17 protein-coding genes are annotated in these 18,219 nt (G+C 70.3%); 8 read left to right on the plus strand and 9 right to left on the minus strand.

Translation table 11 applies throughout. The features are described from left to right. Window positions 1-21 precede the first annotated feature (21 nt). From ACI2L1_RS16935 to ACI2L1_RS16950, 4 genes are all read left to right on the plus strand, one after another. The gene (locus tag ACI2L1_RS16935) at window positions 22-675 is read left to right on the plus strand and encodes a YitT family protein (protein WP_404740101.1); all 654 of its coding nucleotides are present in this window, start codon (window positions 22-24) and stop codon (window positions 673-675) included. Next, window positions 672-1,439 (plus strand): glycerophosphodiester phosphodiesterase, encoded by a 768-nt coding sequence (locus ACI2L1_RS16940; RefSeq protein ID WP_404740102.1) that lies wholly within the window; start codon window positions 672-674, stop codon window positions 1,437-1,439. Before ACI2L1_RS16935 ends, ACI2L1_RS16940 begins: the two co-directional genes overlap by 4 nt. 54 nt (window positions 1,440-1,493) lie before the next feature. Next, entirely contained in the window at window positions 1,494-2,849 is a 1,356-nt protein-coding gene (locus ACI2L1_RS16945) for an MFS transporter (RefSeq protein WP_404740103.1), read from the plus strand. Window positions 2,850-3,116: 267 nt separating this feature from the next. Next, on the plus strand, window positions 3,117-3,491 hold the full coding sequence (locus ACI2L1_RS16950) for an RNA polymerase-binding protein RbpA (RefSeq protein ID WP_003977404.1): 375 nt from the start codon (window positions 3,117-3,119) through the stop codon (window positions 3,489-3,491). Between the two features lie 84 nt (window positions 3,492-3,575). On the opposite strand, the gene fxsA is transcribed toward ACI2L1_RS16950, so the two are convergent. The 4 genes from fxsA to ACI2L1_RS16970 all read right to left on the minus strand — a co-directional run bounded on the left by fxsA (window position 3,576) and on the right by ACI2L1_RS16970 (window position 7,700). Continuing rightward, window positions 3,576-4,142 carry an FxsA family membrane protein gene (gene fxsA, locus ACI2L1_RS16955; RefSeq protein ID WP_404740104.1) on the minus strand — a complete coding sequence of 189 codons (567 nt, stop codon included), beginning with the start codon at window positions 4,140-4,142 and terminating at the stop codon, window positions 3,576-3,578. Between the two features lie 72 nt (window positions 4,143-4,214). Beyond that, window positions 4,215-5,009, minus strand: coding sequence for a polyprenol monophosphomannose synthase (locus tag ACI2L1_RS16960; protein WP_404740105.1), 795 nt, complete (start codon window positions 5,007-5,009; stop codon window positions 4,215-4,217). A 546-nt stretch (window positions 5,010-5,555) separates the two neighbouring features. After that, the gene (locus ACI2L1_RS16965; protein WP_404740106.1) at window positions 5,556-7,142 is read right to left on the minus strand and encodes an amidohydrolase; all 1,587 of its coding nucleotides are present in this window, start codon (window positions 7,140-7,142) and stop codon (window positions 5,556-5,558) included. Between the two features lie 117 nt (window positions 7,143-7,259). After that, the gene (locus tag ACI2L1_RS16970; protein ID WP_124002917.1) at window positions 7,260-7,700 is read right to left on the minus strand and encodes an Lrp/AsnC family transcriptional regulator; all 441 of its coding nucleotides are present in this window, start codon (window positions 7,698-7,700) and stop codon (window positions 7,260-7,262) included. A gap of 268 nt (window positions 7,701-7,968) precedes the next feature. On the opposite strand from ACI2L1_RS16970, the gene ACI2L1_RS16975 reads away from it, so the two are divergent. Continuing rightward, the gene (locus ACI2L1_RS16975) at window positions 7,969-8,403 is read left to right on the plus strand and encodes a hypothetical protein (protein ID WP_404740107.1); all 435 of its coding nucleotides are present in this window, start codon (window positions 7,969-7,971) and stop codon (window positions 8,401-8,403) included. An 820-nt stretch (window positions 8,404-9,223) separates the two neighbouring features. On the opposite strand, the gene ACI2L1_RS16980 is transcribed toward ACI2L1_RS16975, so the two are convergent. Both ACI2L1_RS16980 and ACI2L1_RS16985 read right to left on the minus strand, forming a co-directional pair. Next, window positions 9,224-9,373 (minus strand): hypothetical protein, encoded by a 150-nt coding sequence (locus ACI2L1_RS16980; RefSeq protein WP_404740108.1) that lies wholly within the window; start codon window positions 9,371-9,373, stop codon window positions 9,224-9,226. Window positions 9,374-9,706: 333 nt separating this feature from the next. After that, window positions 9,707-10,879, minus strand: a complete 1,173-nt coding sequence (locus ACI2L1_RS16985; protein ID WP_404740109.1) for an acyl-CoA dehydrogenase — start codon at window positions 10,877-10,879, stop codon at window positions 9,707-9,709. 347 nt (window positions 10,880-11,226) lie between these two features. Here ACI2L1_RS16985 and ACI2L1_RS16990 point away from each other — a divergent pair, with 347 nt between their 5' ends. Further along, window positions 11,227-12,459, plus strand: coding sequence for a glycoside hydrolase family 18 protein (locus ACI2L1_RS16990; protein ID WP_404740110.1), 1,233 nt, complete (start codon window positions 11,227-11,229; stop codon window positions 12,457-12,459). Between the two features lie 92 nt (window positions 12,460-12,551). Here the strand turns inward: ACI2L1_RS16990 and ACI2L1_RS16995 are convergent, their stop codons facing one another. The 3 genes from ACI2L1_RS16995 to ACI2L1_RS17005 all read right to left on the minus strand — a co-directional run bounded on the left by ACI2L1_RS16995 (window position 12,552) and on the right by ACI2L1_RS17005 (window position 14,933). After that, window positions 12,552-13,214, minus strand: a complete 663-nt coding sequence (locus ACI2L1_RS16995; RefSeq protein WP_404740111.1) for a TetR/AcrR family transcriptional regulator — start codon at window positions 13,212-13,214, stop codon at window positions 12,552-12,554. A gap of 67 nt (window positions 13,215-13,281) precedes the next feature. After that, window positions 13,282-13,422 carry an SCO1431 family membrane protein gene (locus ACI2L1_RS17000; RefSeq protein ID WP_404740112.1) on the minus strand — a complete coding sequence of 47 codons (141 nt, stop codon included), beginning with the start codon at window positions 13,420-13,422 and terminating at the stop codon, window positions 13,282-13,284. A 149-nt stretch (window positions 13,423-13,571) separates the two neighbouring features. Continuing rightward, entirely contained in the window at window positions 13,572-14,933 is a 1,362-nt protein-coding gene (locus tag ACI2L1_RS17005; protein ID WP_404740113.1) for a peptidase C39 family protein, read from the minus strand. Between the two features lie 233 nt (window positions 14,934-15,166). On the opposite strand from ACI2L1_RS17005, the gene ACI2L1_RS17010 reads away from it, so the two are divergent. After that, window positions 15,167-15,787: a uridine kinase gene (locus tag ACI2L1_RS17010; protein ID WP_404740221.1), complete on the plus strand. Its 621-nt coding sequence runs from the start codon at window positions 15,167-15,169 to the stop codon at window positions 15,785-15,787. A 432-nt stretch (window positions 15,788-16,219) separates the two neighbouring features. Next, the gene (locus tag ACI2L1_RS17015) at window positions 16,220-18,085 is read left to right on the plus strand and encodes an AAA family ATPase (protein ID WP_404740114.1); all 1,866 of its coding nucleotides are present in this window, start codon (window positions 16,220-16,222) and stop codon (window positions 18,083-18,085) included. The last annotated feature ends 134 nt before the right edge of the window (window positions 18,086-18,219 follow it).

The raw sequence follows: 18,219 nt of genomic DNA on the forward strand, positions 1-18,219 counted from the left end.
GCCACCACAGGGGGACCCATCTTGTCCACGCAGAGCCGCCTCGGGCGACGCTTGATCCAGCTGTACGTCGGACTCGCTCTGTACGGGGCCAGCTCGGCGCTGCTCGTCGAGGCCGGACTGGGCCTGGAGCCCTGGAACGTGCTGCACCAGGGCCTCTCCGAGCTCACGGGCCTGTCCATCGGCGTCGTGTCGATCGTCGTGGGCGCGGCGGTGCTGCTCCTGTGGATACCGCTGCGCCAGCGGCCGGGCCTCGGCACGGTCTCCAACGTCTTCGTGGTCGGCATCGCCATGGACGCCACCCTCGCCGCGGTCCCCGAGATGCACGGTCTCGCCGCACGGATTCCCCTCCTGCTGGCCGGGATCGTGCTCAACGGTGCGGCCACCGGCCTCTACATCGCGGCCAGCTTCGGCCCGGGACCGAGGGACGGTCTGATGACCGGGCTGCACCGGCGGACGGGGCGGTCGATCCGGCTGATGCGGACCGGGGTCGAAGTGGCCGTCGTGGTCACGGGATTCGCCCTGGGCGGCACCATCGGCGTCGGAACCGTCCTCTACGCGGTGGCCATCGGCCCGCTCGCCCAGCTCTTCCTGCGTGTGTTCGCCGTCCGCCCGGCATCCGACGGCAGCACGGTCGTTGCCACAGGGCAACCGCAGGGAGCGATACTGCGACCGTGACCTCGCGGATACGCCACCCCTACCTCGACCATCCGGGCCCCATCCCCTTCGCCCACCGGGGCGGGGCGGCGGACGGTCTGGAGAACACCGCCTTCCAGTTCCGGCGGGCGGTCGAGGCGGGTTACCGGTACCTGGAGACCGACGTCCATGCCACGGCGGACGGCAAACTGGTCGCCTTCCACGACACCACGCTGGACCGGGTGACCGACGGGGCGGGCCGGATAGCTGACCTGCTCTGGGCGGACGTACGGCACGCGCGCGTGGCGGGCAAGGAGCCGGTGCCGCTCTTCGAGGAGCTCCTGGAGACCTTCCCCGAGGCCCGCTGGAACGTCGACGTCAAGGCCGAGCCCGCCCTCCAGCCACTCCTGGACCTCATCGAGCGCACCAACACCTGGGACCGCATCTGTGTCGGCTCCTTCTCCGAGGCCCGAGTGATGCGCGCCCAGCGGCTGGCGGGACCGCGCCTGGCGACGTCGTACGGCACAAGAGGCGTCCTCAACCTGCGGCTGCGCTCCTGGGGAGTACCGGCGACACTGCGCCGCTCGGCCGTCGCCGCCCAGGTGCCCGAGGCCCAGTCCGGCATCCAGGTGGTCGACCACCGCTTCGTACGCGTCGCTCACGCGCGCGGGCTGCAGGTGCACGTGTGGACCATCAATGAGGCCGATCGCATGCACCGGCTTCTGGACCTGGGAGTCGATGGCATCATGACCGATCACATCGACACACTGCGCAAGGTCATGGAGGACCGGGGCGTCTGGGTCTGACCCGTCCCGTCCCCGGTCCGCGCACGGCACCTTCACGGGGAAGCGAGGGCACGGGTGGGCACCGACACCGTGCGGGCGGGCTCGGCGGACGAGGCCGCCGAGCGGCGGCGCGAGCAGCGCGGCTGGTACTTCTACGACTGGGCGTGCTCCGTCTACTCGACGAGCGTGCTCACCGTGTTCCTCGGTCCCTATCTGACGTCGGTCGCCAAGAACGCGGCGGACGCGGACGGCTTTGTCCATCCCCTGGGCATCCCGGTGCGCGCCGGTTCCTTCTTCGCGTACTCGGTGTCCCTGTCGGTGATCGTGGCCGTACTGGCGATGCCGCTGGTGGGTGTCGCGGCCGACCGCACCGGGCGCAAGAAGCCCCTCCTGGCGGCGGCCGCGTACACGGGGGCCGCCGCGACGACCGCCATGTTCTTCCTGGGCGGCGACCGGTATCTCCTCGGCGGGGTCCTGCTGATCGTCGCGAACGCCGCGGCGGCCGTCGGCCAGATGCTCTACAACTCCTACCTTCCGCAGATCGCCCCGCCGCAGGAGCGTGACGCGGTCTCCTCCAGGGGCTGGGCCTTCGGTTACGCGGCGGGCGCCCTGGTCCTGGTCGCGAACCTCGTGCTCTACATGAGCCACGACTCCTTCGGCCTCTCCGAGAGCGCCGCGGTACGCATCTGTCTGGCCTCGGCCGGGCTGTGGTGGGGCGCCTTCGCGCTGATTCCGCTACGGCGGCTGCGCGACCGGCGACCGTCCGCACCCGAAGCGAAGGAGCCGACGGCCCCCGGTTTCCGGCAGCTGGCGGCCACCGTCCGCGACATGCGCCGCCACCCGCTCACCCTGGCCTTCCTGCTCGCGTACCTCATCTACAACGACGGCATCCAGACCGTGATCTCGCAGGCCTCGATCTACGGCTCGGAGGAACTGGACCTCGGGCAGTCGACCCTCATCACGGCCGTGCTCCTGGTCCAGGTGCTGGCAGTGGCGGGCGCGCTGACGATGGGCCGGCTGGCCCGGGTGTACGGGGCCCAGCGCACCATCCTCGGCTCGCTGGTCGCCTGGGCGGTCATCCTGGGGGCCGGGTACTTCCTGCCCGCCGGCGCGCCCGTGTGGTTCTTCGTACTGGCCGCCGGCATCGGGCTCGTGCTCGGCGGCAGCCAGGCCCTGTCACGCTCCCTGTTCTCCCATCTCGTCCCGCCCGGCAAGGAGGCCGAATACTTCTCGGCGTACGAGATGAGCGACCGCGGCATGAGCTGGCTCGGCCCGCTTCTGTTCGGGATCACCTACCAGCTGACCGGAAGTTATCGGGACGCGATCATCTCCCTGGTGGCCTTCTTCGTCATCGGATTCGCCCTGCTCGCAAGGGTTCCGGTGCGGCAGGCGATCAGCGACGCGGGCAATCCGGTACCCGAGAGGATTTAGCGTTCAACGCGAAAGCGCTGTAGTGTACGCGTTTGGCCTGCCAGGCGTACCGTTACTGCGCGTCAAAGATGCCGAAACGCTGGGTGACACCTGCTAGCAGATGTGACAAACCGGGCGCTGGTGGGTACAACAAGGGGCGGCTACGACGGCGACACATTGCCCGGGACGGGACCCGGAACGGGAATCTTTACCGCCGACCGGACGTTGACCGGATGACGACGACAGCGACACCTGTCCTGTGGGCGACAAGCCCGGGAGGCACGATTCATGAGTGAGCGAGCTCTTCGCGGCACGCGCCTCGTGGTGACCAGCTACGAGACGGACCGCGGCATCGACCTGGCCCCGCGCCAGGCCGTGGAGTACGCATGCGAGAAGGGGCATCGGTTTGAGATGCCCTTCTCGGTCGAGGCGGAGATCCCGCCGGAGTGGGAGTGCAAGGTCTGCGGGGCCCAGGCACTCCTCGTGGACGGCGACGGCCCTGAAGAGAAGAAGGCCAAGCCCGCGCGTACGCATTGGGACATGCTGATGGAGCGACGCACCCGCGAGGAGCTCGAAGAGGTCCTCGAGGAGCGTCTGGCGGTTCTGCGCTCCGGGGCGATGAACATCGCTGTTCATCCCCGGGACAGCCGCAAGTCGGCCTGAGCGGGGCACAACACACACAAGTAACCGCGGGCGCGGTACGTGATCCACGTACCGCGCCCGCGGTTTGTGCTGCGTGCGGCCCGCTCAGCGCGTGAGCGGCGGGCGCGGCCCCTGCGGGGTGTCGTCGCCCGGCTCGTCCCGGACGACGACCTCGCCCTGGACCACCTTGCCGTCCGGGCGGTGCATGCGGGCCTGCTGGAACGCGTCGCCCAGGGTGCCCGGGGCGGCGGTGCGAAGCTTGCGGTCGAAGGTGCGCTCGGCGTAGCGGCCGATGGCCTTCTGGACCGGCGGAAGCAGCAGGAGCAGACCGACGGCGTCGGAGATCAGGCCGGGGATCATCAGGAGCAGGCCGCCCAGCATCATCAGGCCGTTGCCGCTGCTGCCGGAGCTCGACGGGGCCCCGCCGCGCTGAAGGGCCTCGTTCAGGTTCTGGAAGGCGCGGCGGCCGGCCCGCTTGATGACCACCGAGCCGAGCACGAAGCCGGCGACCAGCAGCAGGAACACCGCGAACCCGCTCGCCGCACCCGCGACCACGGTCAGCAGCCAGATCTCCAGTACCAGCCAGGCGGCCACGCCCAGCGGCAGGAAGGTGCGCATTCGGGAACGGTGGGGCCGGACGGGATAGGTGGGAGTCGGAGTGCCTGTCGTCATGCGTCCAGTGTGCCTGGGCGCGGCTCAGCACGGGATAAGGGGACGATCAACCGCTCCTGTGAGGTCGTACGACTACGGCTGTGGGCGCTTTCCCCGGCCTGTGATCCTGCCGAGCCGCTCCCCCACACCCCAGGTGGTGACCCGCCACAGGGCCTCCACCAGGATGTCGCGGCTCATCTTGGAGTCACCCAGTTCGCGCTCGACGAAGGTGATCGGCACCTCGACGACGTGATAGCCGGCCTTGACCGCGCGGCGGGCCAGGTCGACCTGGAAGCAGTAGCCCTGGGAGGCCACGTCGTCGAGGCCCAGGCCTTCGAGGGTCTCGCTGCGGAAGGCGCGGTAGCCGCCCGTGATGTCGCGGAGGGGGAGGTCGAGGGCGACGCGCGAGTAGAGGCTGCCGCCGCGGGAGATGAACTCGCGGGACTTGGGCCAGTTCACGACCCGGCCGCCGGGCACCCAGCGGGAACCGAGGACCAGGTCGGCGCCCTTCAGCGCGGTCAGCAGGCGGGGCAGTTCCTCGGGTTGGTGGGAGCCGTCGGCGTCCATCTCGACCAGGACGCCGTAGCCGTGCTCCAGACCCCAGCGGAACCCCGCGAGATAGGCGGCGCCAAGGCCCTCCTTGCCCTTGCGGTGCAGGACCTGGACCTGGTCGTCCTCGACGGTCAGTTCGTCGGCGAGCTTGCCGGTGCCGTCGGGGCTGTTGTCGTCCGCCACCAGGACGTGCGCCTCCGGGACAGCCGCCCGCACCCGGCCGACGATGGCCTTGATGTTCTCCGCCTCGTTGTAGGTCGGAATGATCACCAACGCGGTGCCGAGCGGGCCGAACCGCCTCCCCTGTGCCGTGAGGGTCCCGTCGCCGTCGTTCACTGCTGCCCCTTCGAGTCATTGCGCAGGCGTCCACCATAGTGGGCACGGCCTGCGATGACGTGACAAGGCGTTCGTATGCTGGTGTCGTTTCCACAAAAGCGGGGTAAGAATCCGGCTTTCGCCCTTGTGCAGTCGTGGTCCCTGCTGCGGATGGGGGCCCGGCGCCCTTCGGGCCGACCTGGGGCCCGCTGGCTGCGGGTCGACCGAAAGCCGTTGTCTACTGAGCGCCCGGGCCCCACCCGGGTCACACCTCCCCGGCCGGACGGAACGTTCCCTCGCCGTGGCGCGAGCGCTGAGCCTGGCTCCCAGTGACGGTGTTCCGGTGCGGCACACCGTCCCTGACCCAGCGGCGCTGCGACGACTGGGCGGAGGTTCCCCGGTCGGGCGTCCGGTGGTGGACCCGGCCGAACCTACCGGCCTCCTGCCGTCGGCTGTCAACAGTCGTTTGACCTGGGCGTCTGCCGTCAATGCCCTGGTCAGCGCGGAGGATGCGCAGGTCGCGCGACAGGGGGCGGCGGGCGATCGGTGCCGCGCCACCCCCGGAGATCACTCGCCCGGCCGTACGAAGACCGTCCGTCCGCCGACCACCGTGCGCAGACAGACGGGCAGGTCACGGCCCGGTGTGAGGTCGGGCAGACCGGGGGTGCCGGAGCGGGGGTCGGTGGACCAGCGGGCGACCCGGTCGTCGGGGGCCTGGACGACCAGCTCGTCAGTGCGCCAGACGGCGTAGTCCGCGGGGGCGCCGGGCACCAGCACGCCCGCGTCGTCCCGGCCGATCGCCCGCCAGCCGCCGCGGGTGTGCGCGGTGAAGGCGGCGCGCACGGAGACGCGGTGCTCGGGGGTGTGGTGGAAGGCGGCAGCGCGGACCGTCCCCCACGGGCCGAGGGGGGTGACCGGGCTGTCGGAGCCGAAGGCGAGCGGGACGCCGGCCCGCAGGAGGGCCGCGAAGGGGTTCAGACGGCCCGCCCGCTCCTGGCCGAGGCGCTGGACGTACATGCCGTCCTCGCCGCCCCACAGGGCGTCGAAGGCGGGCTGGACGGACGCGGTGAGGCCGAGCTCGGCGAAGCCGGCGATCGCCTCGGGGGTGAGCAGCTCGGCGTGCTCGACGCGGTGCCGGGCGGCGCGGACACGGGCGAGGCCGAGCTTCTCGGCGGCCGCGCGGACGCCCTCGACCACGGCCGTCACGGCCGCGTCGCCGATCGCGTGGAAGCCGGCCTGGAGGCCCGCTTCGGTGCAAGCGGTGACGTGGGCGGCCACGGCGGCGGCGTCCAGGTAGGCGAGGCCGGTGTGCTCGGCGTCGGCGTACGGCTCGTGCAGGCACGCGGTGTGCGATCCGAGGGCGCCGTCCACGAAGAGGTCTCCGGCGGCGCCGATCGCGCCGAGTTCGCGCGCCTTCTCGACGTCCTCCTCCGCCCAGTAGCCGACGACCCGGGGGCCGGGCTCTCCTTCCGCGAGTCGGAGGAGGCCGGTGAAGTCGTCCTCGGAGGAGATCTCGGGGCCTGCGCATTCGTGAAGGGTGCCGATGCCGAGGGAGGCGGCGTGGGCGAGGGCGGCACGCTGCGCTTGCGCGCGCTGGGCCGGCGAGACGGAGCCGAGCGCTGTCGCGCGGACGGCGTGGTGGGCGTCGGCGGTGAGAGGGCCGTCCACGTGCCCCAGGGACGTCATGTCCAGCAGGGCCGTCGTCACGACCGCCGAGTGGACGTCGATGCGGCTCAGGTACAGCGGGCGACCGCCGGTCGCCTCGTCGAGCTCCGTGCGTGTGGGCGGGCGGCCGTCCGGCCAGCGGGCGGCGTCCCAGCCATGGCCGAGGAGGACGCGGTCGTCGGGGCGGGTGGCCGTGAAGTCCCGTACGAGGGTCAGGGCCGCGTCGAGAGAAGGTGCGCCGGACACGTCGAGACCGGTGAGGGTAAGGCCGGTGGTGGTTGTGTGCACATGTGCGTCGGTGAACGCGGGCGTGACCAGAGCGCCGTCCAGGTCGACGACCTCGTCGACGCCGTCCGCGAAGGCGTCAGCCGCGCCCTCGGAACCGACCCAGGCGACTTGTCCGCGTTCGACGACCATCGCGGTGGCGAAAGGGTCGGCGGGGCTGTGGACTTCGCCTCGGCGGAGGAGGACGGTCTGCTGTGCGCTCATGGGGAACAGTGTTTCAGGCGCGGTCTCGCCGCAGGGGTGCGGGTGCATGGCCTGGAGCCGGTTCGTCGCGGCTGGTCGCGCGGTTCCCCGCACACCCAAAAGGTCGGCCCGGTCCCGTCAGATCCTCGGCGGACGGGCCTCGTACGGGGTCGAAAGGACCACCGTGGTACGCGTCGACACCCCTGCCAGCGACCTGAGCCGCGCCAGGAGCTCCTCCAGCTCGTGCGGGGTCGACACCCGCACCTTGAGAATGTAGTTCTCGTCGCCCGCGACGCTGTGGCAGGCCTCGATCTCGGGGACACCGGACAGGCGGTCCGCGATGTCGTCGGGGGCACTGGGGTCGAACGGTTTCACCGAGATGAACGCGGTCATGGGCAGGCCCACCGCCTCGGGGTCGACCACCGCGGCGTACCCGCGGATGACACCCCGCTGCTCCAGCCGTCGCACCCTCTGGTGCACGGCCGACGTGGACAGGCCCGTGGCCTTGCCCAGGTCCGTGTAACTCATCCGCCCGTCCTTGACGAGCAGCTGCACGATTTGTCGGTCCAGCTCCTCCATGGCGCAAGAACCTACAGTGCGCCTGATCTCCTCGGATACCTGAGCGGCGCAGGTCATGCCCGGTTCGTGATGTGACCGGGGGTTACCTGTGGGCCCCCTGGGGGACAAAGCGACCGCCACGGGCACCTGCAAGCGGCATGTGACGAAGGCCACACCCCCGCGAGGGCCTCCGTGATGTTCTCGTGATTACCGCCGTGACGGGACGGGAAGTGCTTGCTGTGGTCGAGGCCGCAGCGCCTTCACGGCCCAGCCCGAGGGGGAGAACCCAATGCAGAGTCTTAAGCGCCCTGGTCGTACCGCGCCCAAGCGCCTGGCGGTTGTCGAGCCCGAGCCGGAGGGTGTCGAACCCGACGCTCTCGACGAGGAGTTCGACGCGTACGACACCTTCGAGATGTACCGGGTGATCTGCCCGGACTGCGCGCAGCCCATAGCCCTGCTGGCGGACGAGGAGGTGCTGCCGGAGCACGCGCTGTGCGTCTCGCCGTGGAACCCGTTCGGCCTCACGGTCTGCGCCGGTACGGGCCGCAGGGCTTCCGAGGCCCGGTCGGCGGACGAGTCGGCGGAGCCCCAGGAGCAGGACACGGCCCTTCTGTTGACGCTCCCTCAGGGACTCGACTGGCGGACCCAGCCGTTCTCGCACGTCGGTGGCCCGGGTTCGCGCCCCATGCGTGTGCCGGTGATGCGCCGCCAGGCCGCGGCCTGAGCCACCCCGCTCAGCGGACAGGTCGTCCACTTCGCTTTAGCTGCCCTGCACCATGGCTCGCAGGCTGCCGTGGTGCAGGATCAGTGCGTCCGGATCCGCCGGTACGGCCACTTCCCCGAAGTGCGCCTGGCGGTAGGCGATGCGCAGCATGACGATCGCGTGCCGCAGTGCCGCGTGAAGAACTCCATGGCGTGCGGTGTGTGTCCGACGAGCTCGGCATACCGGGCCTCTGCCAAGGAGGCCGTCTCCCAGTCCAGTACGGCCACGGGGTCGAAGCCGTCGTAGATCACGTTCCCGATGCGCGCGTCGCCCCAGTTGAGGACGGCGGACCGGGCTCGCGCGGCAGGACTCCTCCAGCCGCTCGAAGGCCCGCTCGATGAGGGGTGAGCGGGCGGGTCCGTCGACCCCCCAGTCGTAATAGGCGCGTTGGGCCGTGACATGGCGGGCCAGCGCATCACCCTCGCCGGGCAGTGCGAGGAACTCGGTTTGCCCCAAAGGGACTTGGTCGTGCAGTCGCGCCAACAGCCCGACCGGACGGGGCGCATGCCCCGGCTGCGGTCACGGGTTCCGGCCCAGCGGTCGGGGGTCAGCTGGATGTCCTGCCCGCCGATGCGCCACACGCCATGACACCGGCCCGCCTGCCCGAAGCGTTTCCCCTCCAGGGTGAGCCGGCCGCCGCGCCGCTGCTGGTGGTGGGGTTCCCACAGCGGTGGGGAGCTCGCCGACCACCCGATCCTGAACGACAGCCCGTCCGGGTCGTCGGGGTCCGGATCGCAGACGAGGAGAAACTCGCGGAGCGACTGCAGCACGCCGATGTTCCTCAATGGGGGGGGGCGCTCCCTTCGTCGTCGAGGACGTGGAAGATGCGGCGGTCGTAGGCATGGCAGTCCCCCGTCGCCACGTACTTCACGGACAGGGGAACCTGGTGCGCGGGGTACTCGTCGAGCGGTACGGGGCGGTCGTCACTCACGTCAACATCCCTGTACGGCAGCTGCGCTGACGGTACGTCAGACAACTACCGGAGGCCCGATGTACGGCCATGAACGCACGCCCGATTCCGGAAACCGGTGACCCTGCCGTCGGCCATCGCGTTGCCCCGGTATGACCCCTACGTATGCACCGTTCGCAGAATCGGTGCCGCTGGTTCCGCCCCCAGTGCCGTCGGCCCCACCTCCACCGCCCCAGGATCCGCCCATCTACCGCGACCTGTTGCGCACCTGGGCCAACCGCGGCCGCACCCTGCCGGGGCGCGATGACCCGGAGTGGGTCCGGCTCGTGGCGCCGCAGGTCAGGCCGGGGCAGTTCAGCGCGTCTCCGGACCCGCTAGGTGACGGGCGATGACCATCCGCTGGATCTGGTTGGTGCCCTCGACGATCTGCAGGACCTTGGCCTCGCGCATGTACCGCTCGGCCGGGAAGTCGGCGGTGTAGCCATAGCCACCGAGGACCTGGACGGCGTCGGTGGTGACCTTCATCGCGGTGTCGGTGCAGTGCAGTTTGGCCATGGCCGCCTGCTTGGCGAAGGGCCGCCCGGCATCCCGCAGCCGCGCCGCCGCGAGGTACAGCGCCCGGCCCGCCTCGATCTGGGTCGCCATGTCGGCGAGCATGAAGCGCAGCCCCTGGAAGTCGGCGATGGGCCGCCCGAACTGCTGTCGCCCGGTCGCGTAGTCGACCGCCTCGTCGAGGGCCGCCTGGGCCAGTCCGATCGCGCAGGCCGCGATGCCGAGCCGCCCCGAATCGAGCGCGGACAGGGCGATCGCGAAGCCCTGGCCCTCGTCGCCGATGCGCCGCTCGTCCGGCACGCGCACCCCGTCGAAGTGCACCTGGGCGGTGGGCGAGCCCTTCATGCCCATCTTCTTCTCCGGCGCCGCGGCGCTCAGTCCCGCTGCGTCCGCGGGAACCAGGAACGCGGTGATCCCGCGTGGGCCCTCCTCGCCGGTGCGCGCCATGACCGTGTAGAAGTCGGCGACTCCGCCGTGGGTGATCCAGGCCTTGGTACCGGTGATCACCCAGTCGTCGCCGTCCCGGACCGCTCTGGTGCGCAGCGAGGCCGCGTCCGAGCCGGAGGACGGCTCGGAGAGACAGTAGGCGCCGAGGAGTCCGCCGCCGAGCATCGCGGGCAGGTGCTCGACCTGCTGTTCCTTGGTGCCGTAGGTCGCGAGCGCGTAGGAGGCGAGGGTGTGCACGCTGACGCCGAGGCCGACTGTGAGGCGAGCGGCGGCGAGCTCTTCGAGGGCCTGGAGGTAGACCTCGTACGGCTGGTCGGCGCCGCCGCGTTCGGAGTCGTACGGCAGGCCGAGCAGGCCGGTCCGGGAGAGCAGGGTGAAGACCTCGCGGGGGAAGTGCCCGGCGTCCTCCTCCTCGGCCGCCCTCGGGACGATCTCGCGCTGCGCGATGTCGCGGACGAGCGAGATCAGGTCTCGGGCCTCGTCCGTGGGCAGTTGCCGGTCCACCGGCTGCGGGGCGCGGTCGGGCATGGCGACGCTCTCCTCCCTGTAGGGCACTGGCGGACGCGTGCCGTGGGGTGGGGCGGCTCCGCCGGATATCACTGGGCGCCGTCCGCTGCTCGCGCCTCCCGGGTCACGGGAAGCTGCTGACCAGCGACTGCGCCCTGTGAGTATGCCCGATCGGAGGCACCTGGTCACTGGTTAACGACCGCTCACTTCAAGATAGCCCAGCGCACCGACAGCCGACCCGGGCACAGCCTCCCGAATTGGTCCGAACCATTGACGCGGTGGTCTAGTCCTCCTACTGTTCCGGGCAACGCTTTATCGCGTTCATGCCAATCCGCTGGCGTTCCCCTCTCCCCCACGAGGAGACACCGATGCACGTTCCCCACCGCACCCGCTTCCGGGCGCTGATCTCCGCCGCGTGTTGCGCGCTCCTCGGCGCGGGCCTGTTGGCCGGCGCGAGCAGCGCGACCGCCGCCGCCCCCGAGGCGACACCGAAGGCCGCCGGCTCCAAAGTCGTCGGCTACTTCACCGAATGGGGCACCTACGACCGCAAGTACTACGTCAAGAACATCGAGACCTCCGGCTCGGCCGCGAAGCTGACCCACATCAACTACGCCTTCGGCAACGTCAGCGGCGGCAAGTGCGCGATGGGCGACGCCTACGCCGCGACCGACCGGACGTACACCGCGGCCGAGTCCGTGGACGGCGTCGCCGACACCTGGAACCAGCCGCTGCGGGGCAACTTCAACCAGCTGCGCGAGCTGAAGAAGAAGCACCCCGGTCTCAAGGTCATCTGGTCGTTCGGCGGCTGGACCTGGTCGAGCGGGTTCGGTGAGGCCGCCCGCAACCCCGCCGCGTTCGCGCAGTCCTGCTATGACCTGGTCGAGAACTCCAAGTGGGCCGACGTCTTCGACGGCATCGACATCGACTGGGAGTACCCGAACGCATGCGGCAACACCTGTGACACCAGCGGCCCGGAGGCGTTCAAGAACCTGATGGCGGCGCTGCGTTCGAAGTTCGGGAGCGGCTCACTGGTCACCGCCGCGATCACCGCCGACGGCACGGCCGGCGGCAAGATCGACGCGGCGAACTACGCGGGCGCGGCCCAGTACGTCGACTGGTACAACCCGATGACGTACGACTACTTCGGCGCCTGGGACGCGTCGGGACCGACGGCCCCGCACTCGCCGCTGAACTCCTACTCCGGCATCCCCAAGGCCGGTTACCACACCTCGGCGACCATCGACAAGCTCAAGGGCCTCGGCATCCCCGCCTCGAAGCTGCTCCTCGGCATCGGCTTCTACGGCCGCGGCTGGACCGGTGTCACGCAGTCGGCGCCGGGCGGCACGGCGACCGGTCCTGCGGCGGGTACGTACGAGCAGGGCATCGACGACTACAAGGTGCTGAAGTCCAAGTGCCCGGCGACGCGGACTGTGGGCGGCACGGCGTACGCCAAGTGCGGCAAGGACTGGTGGAGTTACGACACCCCCGCGACCATCGGGACGAAGATGACGTACAAGAACCAGCAGGGCCTTGGCGGCACCTTCTTCTGGGAGCTGAGCGGGGACACCTCGGGCGGTGAACTGATCAAGGCGATCAACTAGCCGAGACCAGCGGGGACTTGGGGCGGGGGACCACGAGCCTCCGCCCCAACCCGTCGGCCGTCGGTCGTCGCGGCCGTCAGTCGTCGCGGCCGTCAGTCGTCGCGGCGGGCCGGAGCCGGGGTCGGGTAGGCCGGATCCATCTCCGCGATGGCGCGCATCGAGCCGCCGAGGGCCTTCACCAGGAGTTCGCGCATGGTGTCGCGGGAGAGCTGGGACGGGCCGGCGATCCAGTCGAGCGTGGCGCCCTCGACGCTGCAGACCCAGGCGAACAGACCCATGCGGGCCAGCGGGGAGATGTCGGTGCGGCCGTAGGCCCCTTCGGCGATCGTCGCGACGATCGCCTCGCGCACCCCGTCCCGGATGGCGTGCACCTCGGCGTCGAAACCGACGCCGCCGCTGACGACCGTGCGATAGGCGGCCTGGTTGTGCTCGGCGTAGCGCAGATAGCTGTCCAGGGTGCGGTGGACGCGGTCCACCTGCTCCAGTTCGAGGCCGCTCGCCGCGTAGGTGACCAGGTCGGCGACGGAGTCCTGGATGATCGCCAGGTAGTAGCCGCGCTTGGACCGGAAGTAGTAGTAGATCAGCCCCTTGGCGACATGCGCCTGGCGGGCGATGTCGTCCATGGAGAGCGCGTCATAGGACGTGTCCGCGAACAGTTTCCGCCCGATGGAGATGAGTTCGGCGCGGCGCGCGACCGAACGCTCGGTGCCGCGAGCCCGCGGCCGGGCGGCTTCACGCTGATCACTGATATTCAAATTGCGACCCTGATCTCGGGCTGGCGGCGGAAACACCCGCAGTATGTCAGGTCAACTATGGATCAGGTCACAGTAGGCCGAGCTGCGTGACAAGCATCGCGATCACAGCGACGAGGGTCCAGCCCGCCATGTGTTCGAAGATGTTCGGACCGTCATCCTTGGGGCCGCCGGTCCGGGCGCGGGTGGCGGTGGCTGAGTGTGCGGTCATGGCGTCTCGCTGAACCTCGGATGTGCGGATGGACCCGGTCTCCCCCCACCGGTCTGTCCACCTTGCCACCCTCAGCGGCTTTTGCGGCCGAGAGCTTGGTCACAGAGAACGGCCCCCGACGGAATGCCGGGGGCCGTTGCCTGAGCGGCTCAGCGCACGCCCACCGCCGCGAGCGCCTCGCGCTGGCGCGGGGTCGGACAGGCGGGGAAGTACAGGTAGCAGACGCCGCCGGTACCGGAGACGACCTTGCCACTGGCGTTGTACCGCTTGGTCCTGAGCCAGATGTTCTCCCACTCGCGCCGCTTGTAGACGCGCCGCACCGCCGCATCGCTCGGCGAGGCCGGGTCGTTGGCGATCACATCGCCCTCGGCGGTGAAGCCGATCACCGTCATGAGGTGACCCGAGGTGCCGTAACCCGCGCCCGTGAGCTCCTCCTTGAGGAACGACTGGGACGTTATGGCCGGGATGCCGGCCGCGATCAGCGTCTCCAGTTCGGTGAGCGAGCCGAGCCGGGTGACCACGCCCTGGAGGTCCTTGAAGGTGGCCGCGTAGGCCGCGTTGAACGGCCAGTTGCCGCAGCCCGCGTACTGGTGGTCGTAGGTGTACCGGGCCGCGTGGCAGACCTGGGGGTCCGCGTACGACGGGTCGACCCATGCCAGCTGCTCCGCGGTGAGCCGGCCGCCCCAGTACTCGATGATCATCTGCGAGGAGGTGGGACTGCACCAGGCCTCGCCGCCGTTGTCGTACTCCGGGTACTGGCCCGAGTGGATCTCCTGCGAGTAGCGCGGGACGTCCAGCTCCCGGGCGAGGCCGGGCGTGGAGGCCGGGACGGTGAAGCGGTCGGGGACGTCCGAGCCCATCGCGCCCAGCCGCCACACGGTCGGTGTGTTCTTGGCGCCGGGCCTGCGGTACAGGGTCAGCCGCAGCCGGTACGACGCCAGGCGCAGCCCCGTCGACGGGTCGTCGATCGCGAAGGTGTCCGTCCAGATGGTGCTCTTGTCGTCGGTCTGGTCGTCGACCGAGGTCCGCTTGATGTCTCCGTCACCGGCGGCCCAGCGGCCCATCACGTACCAGGGGGTGGCCGTGCCGTCGGAGTACGTCCCCTGGAGTTCGATCTGGATCCAGGTGCCGGCCGGAGTGTGCGCGTTCCAGGAGGCGATCACCTCCGTCGAGGGCACGGTGAGCTTGTGGACCGGCGCGGTCCAGGTCGCGTACTCCCAGGTGGCGGTGGTCCCGGTGTGCGGGTCGGTGTAGGCGGTGGTGCCTGCGGGCGTGCCGATCACGACGCCGGGACGGCTGCCGGCGACGGCACGGGTGCCTTTCGCCATGCCGGCGCGCCAGTCGCTGTACGTGGTCCAGGCGTGGTTGTCGACCTGTCGGGCGGCTGCCTCGTCGGGCTCCGCGTCGGTCGCGTCGCCGAGGGCGGTCGCGGGGCCCGCGCTGCCGGCCACAGCGGCGGCGACCGCGGCGGCCAGAACGGTTCTGCGGGACGGCTGTTCGGCTCTGCTCATGGCTGGGAAGACCCCCAGGTGTCCGAGTCGGGGCGGGTCCAATGCACGGTAGTGCGCCAACTATGGATGAGGCGGCATGCTCCTGCCAGCACTTCCGCCCATGCCACGCCCACGAATATTGGTCTCGTCCACTGGCATGACCTGGGAGCCTGCGATTCCGACATCAGCAGCGGGCGCTCACTAGACTGGCCGCGCCCGCCCGTCCATCCGTATGCACGCCTCCAGGAACCGTCATCCACGACCTCGCCTTCCGGCTCCGCCGGCTGCCCCCGTCCTGCGGTCCGGTCCGACTGATCGGGGTCGACGGACACGCCGGCTCCGGAAAGTCCACGTTCGCCGGGCAGTTGGCCGACGCTCTCGGCGGTGTTCCTGTGCTGCACCTCGATGACATCGCCAGCCACGACGAGCTGTTCGACTGGACCGGCCGGCTCCTGCGCGAGGTGATCGCACCGCTCGACCGCGGTCGGACCGCGCACTACGCCCCCTACGACTGGCACGCCCGCCGCTTCGGACCGTCCCGCGCCCTGCCACCGGCGCCGGTGATCCTGCTGGAGGGCGTCGGAGCGGGCCGCCGCGCACTGAGGCCGCACCTGGCACGACTGCTGTGGATGGAACTGCCCCGCGAGGAGTCCTGGGCCCGCGGACGCTCCCGGGACGGGGCGCGGCAGCGGGAGTTCTGGGACGGCTGGGTCGCGGCGGAGCGACGGCATTTCGCCGAAGACCCCTCCCGGCCTTTCGCTGACCTTCTGGTGCGGCAGTGTCAGGAGGGATACGTGGTCACCAAAGGGCCTGCGGAGACCATCGGACCGGCCTGCGATGTCACACACGGTGACGACCCGGAGGCGATGTGTTGAACCTGTGAAGACCCACCGGTAGGAACTCGCCTGAGTCGCCCAACTCCGCTTGACCGAGGGGCCGTACAGGTCTTACGTTCTCAATGTGCGGCCGTTCGAGGTCGCCCGCAGTCGCGAAGCCCCCGGTTGTTCCCCCGTGATCGGGGGCTTCGTTCTGCCTTCACACGGATTTCCGGACGCCGTGAGGCACGATTTGCTCACCCTCGGTCACCATGCGTGGTGCGCCCCATCTGCTCCCACCTCGTCAAACGGCCTGTGCGGCACCCTACGGCGGGCGATGCTTCCGCAGGTACGATGCCCTCGGTGCGACCTACGGACGGCTGCTCTGCGCACTGTTGCAACTCCGGTCCGCGGCACAGCGGTTGGACGAAGGCGGCCACCGGGCGTCGGCCCGGTGGTGAAACCACGGGGGCACGGTTTGTGGGGGACGTGATGGATTTCGGCACGCAGGGCCCCGAGGCCCCGGCCGACCTCGCATGGGTGCGAGGTGTGGACGCCTACACGATGGGCGCCTATCCGCAGGCGGAGGAGGAGTTCCGGGCCGCGGTGCGGATCGATCCCGGGATGGCCGACGGCTGGCTCGGACTGCACGCACTGCGCGTCGACACGACGACCGCGCTGCTGCGGATGTACCGGCACCGCGAGCGCTTCGGAGAACAGCGCGCCCGGCACCGCCGCACCCTCAACTCCTGGTACTGGCTGGGCTGGTGGGTGCAGCCGGTCCTGGAGAGCCCGCGTGACCTGCTCCTCGCGCACGCCTCGCACTGGCTGGACGGCCGTCACGTCCCCGAACTGGACCGGGCCCTCGCGGGACTGCCGCCGGTGGACACCGACCACCAGGTCCGCTTCCTGCACGCGTGCCGCGCCTACCTCGTCAAGGACTGGGACCAACTGGTCCGGCACACCGAACCGCTGATCGACGACGCCATGCTCGGGATCGAGGCCGGTCTCTTCGGCGGCATGGCCCGGGTCCGTCTGGAGATGTACGGCCAGGCCGAACCGCTGCTCTCGGCGGCCCTGATGCGCTGCCGCAGCGAACAGCCCCAGCGCAAGGAACTGCGCTACTGGCTGGCCCGGGCCCACGAGGGAACCGGCCGGTCGGCGGCCGCGCTCCCCCTCTACCGGGCCGTGCACCGCGTCGACCCCGCCTTCATGGACACCTCGGCCCGGCTCGCCGCGATCGCCGAGGGCGACGGGTACGACGACCCCGCCGACCTCGCGGCGATCACGCTCACCGGTTTCGGGCAGGACGTGCTGGAAGGGCCCGACGGGATCGACCCGCTGTTCGGCATCGAGGGGAGGGAGCTGAAGCTCTCCGATCCGGAGCCTCCGCCCACCGGTCCGCTGCCGTCCATGACCGACCCGGCCGGACGTGAGCGCTCCAGTACACCGGCGGGGCCGCTGCCGGCCGGCCCCACCGACCCCGCCTTACTGGAGGAGGCGCTCACCGAACTCGAGCGCATGGTGGGTCTTGAGCCGGTGAAGCGCCAAGTCAAGGCTCTCTCCGCCCAGTTGAACATGGCCCGGCTGCGCACCGGACAGGGCCTTCCGGTCCAGCCGCCCAAACGTCACTTCGTCTTCTCCGGCCCCTCCGGCACCGGCAAGACCACGGTGGCCCGCATCCTGGGGCGCGTCTTCTACGCACTCGGGCTGCTCGGCGGTGACCATCTCGTGGAGGCGCAGCGGGCGGATCTGGTCGGGGAGTACCTGGGCCAGACGGCGGTGAAGGCGAACGAACTGATCGACTCCGCCCTCGGTGGCGTGCTCTTCGTCGACGAGGCGTACTCGCTCTCCAACTCCGGTTACGGCAAAGGGGATGCGTACGGCGACGAGGCGCTGCAGGTGCTGCTGAAGCGGGCCGAGGACAACCGGGATCACCTGGTCGTGATCCTGGCGGGCTACCCGGAGGGGATGGACCGGCTGCTGGCCGCGAACCCCGGACTGTCGTCGCGCTTCACGACCCGGGTGGACTTCCCCTCGTACCGTCCCCTCGAACTCACCTCCATCGGCGAGGTGTTGGCGGGCGAGAACGGCGACATCTGGGACGAGGAGGCGCTCGACGAGCTGCGGTCCATCGCCGGGCATGTGGTGGACCAGGGATGGATCGACGAGCTGGGCAACGGGCGGTTCCTGCGGACTCTGTACGAGAAGAGCTGCGCGTATCGGGATCTTCGGTTGTCGACGTATCCGGGGATGTTGAGCCGGGACGACTTGTCGACACTGCGGCTGCCGGATCTGATGCAGGCGTACGGGGAGGTCCTGTCGGGGCGGGGGCCGCAGGATCCGTCGGCGATGTAGTTCGTTGGCTGCAGGCCGGTGGGGCTTGTCGCGCAGTTCCCCGCGCCCCCAAAAGCAGTGGGTACAGCTAGGCATGCATTGACTGCACCCACCCCGGGGCGCGGGGAACTGCGCGATCAGCCCCCACTCGGCCG

It is taken from the genome of Streptomyces sp. NPDC019531 (assembly GCF_044903305.1).
In the GTDB taxonomy this organism is placed as follows: domain Bacteria; phylum Actinomycetota; class Actinomycetes; order Streptomycetales; family Streptomycetaceae; genus Streptomyces.

Excerpts from the sequence above, each read along its gene's own strand:
- ACI2L1_RS16950 (WP_003977404.1), top strand. The coding sequence starts at position 3,117 with ATGAGTGAGCGAGCTCTTCGCGGCACGCGCCTCGTGGTGACCAGCTAC.
- ACI2L1_RS17005 (WP_404740113.1), bottom strand. The coding sequence starts at position 14,933 with ATGAGCAGAGCCGAACAGCCGTCCCGCAGAACCGTTCTGGCCGCCGCG.
- fxsA (WP_404740104.1), bottom strand. The coding sequence starts at position 4,142 with ATGACGACAGGCACTCCGACTCCCACCTATCCCGTCCGGCCCCACCGT.
- ACI2L1_RS16965 (WP_404740106.1), bottom strand. The coding sequence starts at position 7,142 with ATGAGCGCACAGCAGACCGTCCTCCTCCGCCGAGGCGAAGTCCACAGC.
- ACI2L1_RS17000 (WP_404740112.1), bottom strand. The coding sequence starts at position 13,422 with ATGACCGCACACTCAGCCACCGCCACCCGCGCCCGGACCGGCGGCCCC.
- ACI2L1_RS16990 (WP_404740110.1), top strand. The coding sequence starts at position 11,227 with ATGCACGTTCCCCACCGCACCCGCTTCCGGGCGCTGATCTCCGCCGCG.
- ACI2L1_RS16975 (WP_404740107.1), top strand. The coding sequence starts at position 7,969 with ATGCAGAGTCTTAAGCGCCCTGGTCGTACCGCGCCCAAGCGCCTGGCG.
- ACI2L1_RS16970 (WP_124002917.1), bottom strand. The coding sequence starts at position 7,700 with ATGGAGGAGCTGGACCGACAAATCGTGCAGCTGCTCGTCAAGGACGGG.
- ACI2L1_RS16985 (WP_404740109.1), bottom strand. The coding sequence starts at position 10,879 with ATGCCCGACCGCGCCCCGCAGCCGGTGGACCGGCAACTGCCCACGGAC.
- ACI2L1_RS17015 (WP_404740114.1), top strand. The coding sequence starts at position 16,220 with ATGGATTTCGGCACGCAGGGCCCCGAGGCCCCGGCCGACCTCGCATGG.